Origin of the sequence: Microcystis sp. M_OC_Ca_00000000_C217Col (assembly GCF_007095585.1) — a bacterium.
In the GTDB taxonomy this organism is placed as follows: Bacteria; Cyanobacteriota; Cyanobacteriia; order Cyanobacteriales; family Microcystaceae; genus Microcystis; species Microcystis panniformis.
On sequence record NZ_SFBV01000191.1, the window covers coordinates 20,758 to 30,944 of the forward strand.

3 protein-coding genes are annotated in these 10,187 nt (G+C 39.7%); all 3 read right to left on the minus strand.

The window, feature by feature from the left end; translation table 11 throughout:
* Positions 1–157: 157 nt before the first annotated feature.
* The 3 genes from EWV66_RS11175 to EWV66_RS11185 all read right to left on the minus strand — a co-directional run bounded on the left by EWV66_RS11175 (position 158) and on the right by EWV66_RS11185 (position 10,067).
* Positions 158–4,981 carry a type I polyketide synthase gene (locus tag EWV66_RS11175; RefSeq protein ID WP_287109105.1) on the minus strand — a complete coding sequence of 1,608 codons (4,824 nt, stop codon included), beginning with the start codon at positions 4,979–4,981 and terminating at the stop codon, positions 158–160.
* Between the two features lie 64 nt (positions 4,982–5,045).
* The gene (locus EWV66_RS11180; protein WP_287109106.1) at positions 5,046–9,779 is read right to left on the minus strand and encodes a type I polyketide synthase; all 4,734 of its coding nucleotides are present in this window, start codon (positions 9,777–9,779) and stop codon (positions 5,046–5,048) included.
* 108 nt (positions 9,780–9,887) lie between these two features.
* A complete protein-coding gene (locus EWV66_RS11185) occupies positions 9,888–10,067 on the minus strand; it encodes a hypothetical protein (protein ID WP_287109108.1) in 180 nt (59 codons plus the stop codon).
* Positions 10,068–10,187: the final 120 nt, after the last annotated feature.

The following is a 10,187-nucleotide window of genomic DNA, read 5'->3' on the forward strand; positions in this document are numbered from 1 at the left end:
TTTAGCAGGTAGCCATTAAGGACTAATTACGAACCTTCGCTGATTGAGGTATAGCTGGACAAAAAAAGTTCAGAATATCATAAATATTTGTGGATTCCTATCTAAGTAGAAATGACATATTTTTGTTTTTCCTAATATTAATTTGTCAGACTGTATTTTACCGATAGCTGTTGAGGATTGAAGGTTGAGATGGGGCTAAAATAGCAGCCATTTCTTGCAAGGTACGACAATTTAAAAGGTCTTGGCGATATTGTTTGCCATAAATCCCTTCTAGCTTGGTAACAAGGCGAATGCGTTCTAAAGAATCTAGTCCTAAATCTGCCTCCAAATCATCACTTATTTCGTCTTCTTCAATTGTCCAATGACAAATTTCGGAAGTTATTTGTCGTAGCATTTCTTCAATCTCTGTATTAAGAGAAATAGAGAAAGAATGAGAAATAATAACTTGATCTTGCACGGGTAAATTGGCTAGTTCTTCAATTTGGCTGACATAGGCTGTCATTAATTGATCTATTAGCAATAAGTCAAAGTGATGGTAATCGTAACTTGCAAATAGATGAAGACGATTATTAAAGATTTCTTGCAGAATATCAATTGTTCCAGTGGCGTTCATTCCTCCGGCTTGATAGTCAGTAATTGATAAAGCATCATACTGAGGTTGCAGGTGAGTTTGTCCCGTATAAGGAAGGTATAAATTAGACTTTAAAGCCTCCTGTATTAAAGAAAGACTATGAGGGGGAATTTTACCCTTTTCTAGGGTAATATTGTCTCGAAAAATTGTTCCCATTTGACGAGTTTGCGCCCGATCTAAACCTGTGCCAATATGTTGTTGTACAGTTTGCTGAATTTGGCTTAAAAAGGTCGGCCAATCTTGCTCAAATTGAGGTTTAGCAAAACTTAATGCCAGATTTTGAGCAAAACTACTAACCACACCTGTTGCATCTACTTCGGGGTAAATTCGTCCACTGGTGGGAATCGAAATTCCGATATTTTCAGCTTTTGAATCTATTTGTGACATAGTTTTTAGAAATGCACCTAATAATAGTGCATTCATCGGGACTCGCCATTGACGAGTTTTATCGATTAATTGAGAAGTAGTTTCTGCTGAAAGTAGATACTTTTGATTGTAAAAGAGAGGAGATTTTTGAGCATTTTTCTGCTGTTTAGGTTGCCAACGATAGGACATTCCAGACACAGCATTATTGTATTCGGCTAAGGCTCGATCTTCCTCAATATCTTGCCAATCGTTCATTAATTGAACCTGTTTTCGATAATCTTCTACAGTCAATGTAGGGGGAAGATTTGGCGTTTCTTTAGCAACTATGGCCCGGTAAATTTCCAAGAATTCCCGCATCATGACATGGTTACTTAACCCATCCGAAATTAAGTGTTCATTCCCTAAAAATAATTGATGAATTTGATCAGATAATTTAAGAACAGAAAATCCATGCAGCGGCCATTGCGTTAAAGACCAGTTATAGTTTAACCAATGATAGATTTCTTCTTCAATTTTCTCCCCTTGTTCCTCAGGAGTTAAAGTGGTGAAATCTTTAACAAGAATTTCAGGAGGAATGGGATTTTCTAGCACTTCTAATTGATAGTCTGCAAAGCAGGTGGCATCCTCTGGAATCTGAAATTGCGCCCGTAACATGGGATGTCGATTAATTAACAGTTTCCATGCTTGTTGAGCAATATTTAAGTCAAATTCTCCTGCAATTTTAACCTTAGTAAATAAACTATTAGAATTGAGACTCCAATAACTCATTAACAAGGGAATTTGACTATGGAGAATAGGAACCAGATTCGAGGGTTGTGTTTTGAGGTTTTTGGTTTGTAGTTTAGGGTTAGAGATTTGAGATTTGGGGGATGAAGTATGAGATTGAAGAATGGTTAATAATTCCTGAAGATTGGAGACTTGCATTAAATGGCGTAGGGAAAAGGTTTCACTAAATTGACTACGTTGCTCTTCAGGAATTAATGATAGTAACCCGTTCATTAATTGGGTCATCATAATAGAATCTAACCCTAAATCTGCTTCTAAGGAAACATTCAAACTCAATTGCTGAGGATTTAAACCCGTAATTTGACTTATTAAGGCAATTAATTGACTTTCTAAGCTTTCAGCCTTGGTTTCGTTTTGTTTTTGGGTTGGGCGCAAGCCTGGCACCCCTAAAGTTTCTCGTTCTTGACTTTGGTGTAAGTCTTGCCCTTCTACGGTTTCTGTCCCTTGGGTTGGGCGTAAACCAGGCGCCTCTACGGTTAACCAGTAGGGTTGTTTTTGGAAAGCATAAGTAGGTAAAGGAAGACGAAGACGAGCATAATCTTTATCAAAGCCATTCCAATCAATATTAACCCCAGAAACGGCTAATTTTGCCACACTTTGTAATAAAATTTGCCAATCATCCTGTCCTCGTTGTAGGGAAGATAACCACAGATAATCAGGGTTTGCTAAGGTTTTTTGACCCAATCTCGTTAAAATCGGATGAGAGCCGATTTCAATAAATAGATTATAACCTTGGCTGGCTAAGGTTTCTATTGCTGGGGCAAATTGGACGCATTGACGCACTTGTTGACACCAATAGTCCTCTGTTACTGCTTGGCTGATTTCTTCACCTGTGACGGTGGAAATCCAATCTAATTGGGGTGTTTTATAGCTAATTTTAGCAGCGATCACTTTAAATTCTGCTAATATCGGTTGCATCATCCCGGAATGAAAAGCATGAGATACCTGAAGCAGACGCACTTCAATGCTTTGTGATTCTAAATCCGCTTTAATCTGATTAATCGCTTCCTTGTCACCCGAAATAACGATATTTTCCGAACTATTGATAGTGGCAATCTCAACTTGATCCCCATAAGGAGAAATAACAGATTTTACTGTTTCAATAGAGGCAAATATGGCCGCCATTGCGCCTTTTTGGGGTAAAGACTGCATTAAGCGTCCTCTTTCGGCAATTAACTTGATTCCCTCTTCGAGAGAATAAACCCCTGCAACACAAGCGGACACATATTCCCCCACACTATGACCTAAAACCCCATCAGGTTTAATGCCCCAAGACTGCCATAATTTATATAATGCGTATTCAATGGCGAATAGGGCGGGTTGAGTATAAGCAGTTTGGTCTAATAAGCTAGAATCACTGTATAAAACCTCTAATAAGGACTTTTCTAGGTAAGGTTGCAATAAGCGATCGCATTCCTCTAAGGCATGACGAAAGGTGGGTTGAGTTTCATAAAGTTGTCGTCCCATGTCTGCATACTGAGAACCTTGTCCTGTAAACAAGAAAGCAATCTTATTTTGACGACTTTTTGCAACTGCTTGGCTGAAAACATTCAAACAAGCTTGTTTTTGCGTAAATGCTGTTAAAGAGTCCTTGGCTTCAAGGGTTGATTTTGCCAAAATTGCCAGACGATGGTTAAATTGTCCTCGTCCCGTGTTGGCACTAAAAGCTAAGTCTGCTAGGTTTAATTGAGGATTTTTCTCTAAATGGTTGACCCATTTTTGCGCTAAATCATCTAAAGCATCGTCGCTTTTCGCCGATAGAGTGAGTAAATGAGCAGGACGATCTACTTCAGAAGGATTAAAGCTTAATTGAGGCGGTTCTTCGATGATAATGTGGGCATTTGTGCCACTTAATCCAAATGCACTAATTCCGGCCCTTCTAGGTTCTTCTGTTCGCTGCCAAGGCAGAGAAGCGGTAGGAATTTTGAGAGCGGTTGCAGCAGCCGCTAAATCAGGATTAAGTTCTTTAAAATGAAGATGGGGGGGAATTTCTTGATTTTTTAGGGATAAAATGACTTTTAATAGGCTGGCCATCCCGGCTGCAATTTCTAGGTGGCCGATATTCGTTTTTACTGAACCCACCATTAAGGGGTTATCAGTGGAACGATCTTTGCATAGTACATTGTTAATCCCCCGTACTTCAATAGGGTCGCCTAACGCTGTTCCTGTCCCGTGTGCTTCTAAATAGCTAATTTGTTCGGGTTTTACTTTTGCATTCTCCAATGCTTGACGAATAACTGCCATTTGCGCTGATCCATTGGGAACCGTTAAACCACTACTGGGGCCATCTTGATTGACCGCCGAGCCTCTAATTACGCCTAAAATGTTGTCTCCATCGCTTATAGCATCAGAAAAGCGTTTTAAGACCACCATTCCACAGCCTTCCCCTCTCACATAGCCATTTGCATCTTTATCAAAGGTTTTACAACGACCATCAGGGGACAAAGCGCGGGTTTTAGAAAGATATAACGTCACCTCCGGGGATAACATTAAACTAACTCCCCCTGCTAAAGCTAAATTTGACTCTCTATTGCGTAAGCTTTGACAAGCCAGATGTACCGTGACTAAAGAGGTAGAACAGGCGGTATCAATGGCTAAACTGGGTCCTTGTAGCCCTAAAAAATAGGATAAGCGACCTGAAGCGAAACAAAACGCATTTCCTGATCCCGTATAAGCATCAATGGGAATTTGTTGCTTAATTTGCCGTTTTGCGTAATCATCCAAGCCAATGCCCACAAATACGCCTGTTTGCGTCCCTGTCAGCTTCTGAGGTGCAATTCCGGCATTTTCTAACGCTTCCCAACTTACCTCTAATAATAATCGTTGTTGAGGGTCTAGTGCGATCGCCTCCCGGGGAGTCATCCCGAAAAATTGCGGATCAAATTGATCTACTGCGTCAATAAACCCGCCATAACGAGCATAAGTTTTGTTAGGAAGATCGGGATTTTCGTCATAATAAGCCTCCGCATCCCATCTTTGGCTAGGAACAGGGACAATTACTTCTTTTCCCCTTGATAATAGCTCCCAAAACGCCTCTGGACTATTTGCACCCCCCGGAAAACGACAGCCCATGCCAATAATAGCGATCGGTTCATTTTTTTGCCGTTCTAAGGCTTCAATCTTGTTACGAGCTTCTTTAAGCGCAATAACTGCTTTTTGTAACGGCGTTAATTCTGTTTTCTGATGATGAGAATCCATGATGTTAAAATGCTCCTTAGATATTAGGTGTGAGGTTGTTAGGTATTCAGATAACTGATAACTGTTAAAGTAATGCTTCTAATTCCGCCAATTCCTGTTCCATTAGGGCTTCTGTTTCTACTTCTGACAGCAACTCCAATTCAGCAAGGGCTTGGTGGAGTACTACAACATCCGTTGACTCGGTTTCCGAAGAAATCTGAGAATTTTCTGAATTATCTTGCCAAGCAAATACTTCTTGGACAAAATACTGCACCACATCACCAATAGTGGGATACTCAAAAGCAAAGGTAGAAGGTAAAGAGACAGAAAATAAGCCTTCTAGACGATGTTTCAGTTCTACGGACATTAAAGAATCCATTCCCATCTCAAAGAACCCTTGATCAGTATCTGGTAAAGTATCTCCGTGAATTCCTAAGACTTGCGCTACTTCTTGCTGTAAACGAGTGGTTAAGAGGGTGACTCGTCGGTGAGGAGGGTTTTTTTGGATGGTTTGAGGGAAATTCTCGACCGTTTGCCCAAAATTATCCTGATCTTGCTTGAATAACGCTTCTAAGAAAGCCACCCGTCCTTTTGCTGCAACAATCGTTTTAAACTTAGACCAATCAATCTCTGCTACCATTGTTTGAGTAACATTACCATGGATTAGAGCATCTAAAGTATCCAAGGCTAAATTAGGTTGTAATGGATTGATTCCCAGGCGTTTTAAGCCTTCTTCATAGCCTTGCGTGGCCATTCCCCCTTTAGCCCAAGGTCCCCAGTTAATGCTTAACCCTGTGAGTCCAGACTCTCGACGGTAGTGCATTAAACCATCTAAGAAATGGTTGGCCGCGGCATAGTGAATTTGACCTCGTGATCCGATTAAAGCAGATATGGAAGAGAAACAAACAAAGAAATCTAAGGATAAATCTTGAGAAAGTTGGTGTAAATTCCAGGCTCCTGCTGCTTTAGGATTAAATACGCTCTCAAAACAATGGAAATCCATCTTGTCAATGTTGCGATCGCTTAAAACCCCTGCCGCATGAATAATACCCTGTAAGGGAGGACAATTTTCTTGAATTTGGTGAAAAAGTTGACGGGTTTGTTGATAATCACTGACATCAGCGGCAATTACTTGAATAGTAGCCCCTTTATCCTCTAAAGCTTTGATTTTTACCTGTTTATCCGTTGAATGGTCAGCTAAGGCTCGCCGACTGGTTAAGATTAAATGATTTGCACCTTTTTCAATTAACCAATCTGCTAAACTTAATCCTAAAGAGCCTAAGCCACCAGTAATGAGATAACTGGCTTCTGTCTTTTTAAAATTGATGTTTGAGCTTTTTATTGCTTTATTAGGTACTAAACGGGCAACATATCGTTGATGATCCCGAAAAGCGATGCGATCTTCTCCTAGATTTTCTGTTATTTCAGCAATAATTGCTTGAGACGATGGTTGTTTTTCTTCTAAATCAATCAATCCTCCCCATAAATTAGGATATTCAAGGGCAATGACTTGACCCATTCCCCATAAGGACGTTTGCGCTATTTTAAGCGGTTTAACAGCATCATTCACCGGTTGTGCTTGTTGTGTTATGACCCAAAGTTTAGGGGGTTCTTTAGTTTTAAATTGAGCTAAAGCTTGTGTTAGATACAATAAACTGGCATAAGAACGAGTTTGAGAGGTTTGGGAGTTAATATCGCTGTCTAACCCCCATAAATAGACCACTTTGGTGATTGGTTCAGTTAGATCTTGTAACAACCGTTGAAAATCCTTAACATTATTAGGATTAATTTGATAATGACCTGACACCAACTTCTGATAAGTTTGACCAGAAGACACCAAAATATAAGCATCATTTAGCGTTGTTGCTAAGGCTTTACCAACTCCTTGATTATCATTAAAAATTAACCACCGTTCTCCTTGAGAAGGCTTATTTTTTAAGTTTAAAGGACTGAGTTGCCATTCCACTTTGTAACAGTTCTTACTAACATCCTGTAGGATAGGCATCTTGCCTGCTATTATTGCATCTTCTCCAACCAATAACTGTAATAATTGGGGTAAAAATTGCTTGACTTCAGGTGATAATTGATCACTTTGATTTAACTGTTCAGTTAGTTGTTCAGTTTTGCCTTCAACTAATAAATTAAGTAAACTAGAAGCAGACGAAACAGACTTAAATTGAGGTTTAGCATCACTTACCCAATAAGATTCATGTTGCCAAGGATAAAGCGGTAACTTAACAAACTGACAATTTTCGGGATATAATTTTTCCCAATTAATCGACTGTCCCCAAGTGTAGAGCTTTCCTAAAGAATTTAATAGCGTTCCCCGTTCAGAATGTTCTCGTCTTAGAGAGGGTAAAACAAATCCCTCAGTATCTTGTTCTCGCAAGGTACTTTTAATATATCCCAATAAAACAGGATGGGGGCTGATTTCAACAAAGATAGTATGACGAGATTTAATCATTGCTTCAATCGCAGGGTTAAAACGTACCGTCTGACGCATATTTTGTCCCCAATAAGCGGCATTAAATAATGTCCCCTCTTGTTGATCACCTGTTACGGTTGAGAAAATTGGTATGGTGCTTTTTTGAGGCTTAAGCTCTCCTAATTTTTTCACTAACTTATCCGCAAAACTCGTCATTTGTTGACTATGAAAAGCATAATTAACAGGTAGTTCTTTGGAGAGAATATCGGGACGGTTTTGGGACAATTCAGCCATTAATTGATCGATCAATTGAGACTCCCCAGATACAACCGTTGAATAGGGACTATTAATGGCAGCAATTTCTAATTTATTTTCCCAAGCAGCTATTAAATTTTCTACCTCATTAACAGGTAATTCAATCGCAAGCATTTTTCCATTTCCTGTTGCTTGCTGCATCAATTGTCCGCGCTGACAAATCAAATGAATGGCTTCCTCAAGAGTTAGAATTCCCGCAAAATGCGCGGCTGCAACTTCTCCCAAGCTGTGACCAACCACAGATTTGGGATTAATCCCCCAAGATTGCCATAATTTAGCTAATCCAACTTGTAAAGCAAATAAAGCAGGTTGAGAAACTTCTGTTTCTTGTAAACGAGATTGAGCTTCAGACGCATTAAATTCCGCTAATAATGACCAGTTAGCATACTTTTGAATCAAAGTATCACATTGTTTAATAACAGAGCTAAAAACGGGTTCTGTTGCTAATAATTCTCGTCCCATTGCCCACCATTGAGGTCCTTGGCCAGAAAAGACAAAAGCAATGTTTGTTTTACGTTTTGAAGGCTTAGATTGAGTCGATAAATCAATCGTTTCTAACTCTTTTAAACCCTTCAATAATTCTTTAGGAGAATGAACCACAACTGCCTGACGATGAGCATGATGAGTCCGTCTTAAACCAGCACTATAACAAAGATTCTGGACAAATTCAGCGGTTAAAGCTTGATCTTTCAGGAAATCTTCATAATTTTGAGCTAAATCTTTGACCGCTTCTTGACTATGGGCAGATAAAGGAAGTAAATGAGGGAAAGTTAAGGAAATCGGTTCTTGGTGAGATAAATTAGCTTCTTCCAAGATAAGATGAGCGTTTGTTCCCGAAAATCCAAAAGAACTAATTCCCACCTTGGCGGTTGTTTCTTGTTCTGGCCAGGTAATTAAAGATGATTGAAGCTTAAGGGGTAACTTATCAAAGGGAATATAAGGATTCGGCTTGTTAAAATGCAGACTGGGCGGAATTTGCTTGTTTTTCAGGGAAAGTGCCATCTTAATCACACTGGCAATTCCTGCTGCTGCTTCGAGATGTCCTATATTACTTTTTACCGATCCCACCAAACAAGGATTATCCTTGTCTCGTCCTTCTTCTAACACAGATCCCAAGGCCATCGCTTCGATGGGATCGCCTAAAGATGTTCCCGTCCCGTGTAATTCCACATAATTAAGCTCTTTTGGCTCAATTTCGGCATTTTTCAAGGCTGATCGAATCAAGCTTTCTTGTGCCGGTCCATAAGGAACCGTTAACCCCTTGCTGCGTCCATCATGATTAATAGCAGTTCCTCTAATTAACGCATAAATGGAATCATTGTCTGCGATCGCTTGAGCCAACGGTTTGAGAATAATACAACCGACTCCCTCACTTCGCACATATCCATTGGCGCTTTCATCAAAGGTTTTGCAACGTCCATCAGGAGACAAGGCTTTCAATTTGCTTAACGCAATATGACCAATAGGAGATAAAATCAGGTTAACCCCTGATGCGATCGCCATTGAAGACTCATCATTCCATAAACTTTGACAAGCGAGATGCACTGCGACCAAAGAGGAAGAACAAGCCGTATCTACCGCTAAACTAGGACCTTTTAAGTTAAAAAGATAGGAAAGACGACCGGCTGCGATATTTGTGCAGTTTCCTGTTAAATCATAGCCTTGGGGATGGTGGCTATATCCTGCATGAATGCGACTATAATCGTTTGTGGCAATTCCCACAAATACACCTGTTTTCGATCCTGCTAATTGTTCCCGTGTTATTCCTGCATCTTCAATGGTTTCCCAAGCTACTTCTAAGAGTAAGCGTTGCTGAGGGTCCATTAATAAGGCTTCTCTAGGAGAAATTCCGAAAAAATTAGGATCAAACCCATCAACTTGCGATAAAAATCCCCCATGACGAGAATTCATTTTCCCCTGTGTTTCAGGATTCTCATCATAATATTCATTAATATTCCAGCGCTCCTTAGGAATTTCGGTGATTCCGTCAATTCCATTTGATAATAATTGCCAGAATTCATGAGGATTATTGGCTTGAGGAAAACGACAGCCAATCCCAATAATTGCAATAGGTTTCATAGTTGAGAGATCCGTAAGTAATAGACAGCAATTGCGGAGGGTTAAAGGTAAAAGATGCTATCTTGTGATTTTTGATTTTATCTTTTACCCTAAGTGATTGACCCAAGTTTAGACAATAATAGGTATTTTTTCGGGCGATCTTTTCACTTCTTCTTTTACCCAAGGATTCAGTTGAGGACGATAATGATAGTGGGTAAATTCTTGACGAGTTTGTTCAATTTGACTATTATCAGGAATCCCTTTAGTAAAATGTTTATAAAACATTTCGCCGATAATTGCTTGTAGCATATGGGCTCTTCTGGTTTCTGTGTGGAAACGAGGTCTATACTGATAGTTTATTCCGCCAAATAGCACTAAAAGTCTTGCCTGATAAGCATTTCACGATTCCATAAGCAAAAATTATCACAC

Excerpts from the sequence above, each read along its gene's own strand:
- EWV66_RS11175 (WP_287109105.1), bottom strand. The coding sequence starts at position 4,981 with ATGGATTCTCATCATCAGAAAACAGAATTAACGCCGTTACAAAAAGCA.
- EWV66_RS11180 (WP_287109106.1), bottom strand. The coding sequence starts at position 9,779 with ATGAAACCTATTGCAATTATTGGGATTGGCTGTCGTTTTCCTCAAGCC.
- EWV66_RS11185 (WP_287109108.1), bottom strand. The coding sequence starts at position 10,067 with ATGCTACAAGCAATTATCGGCGAAATGTTTTATAAACATTTTACTAAA.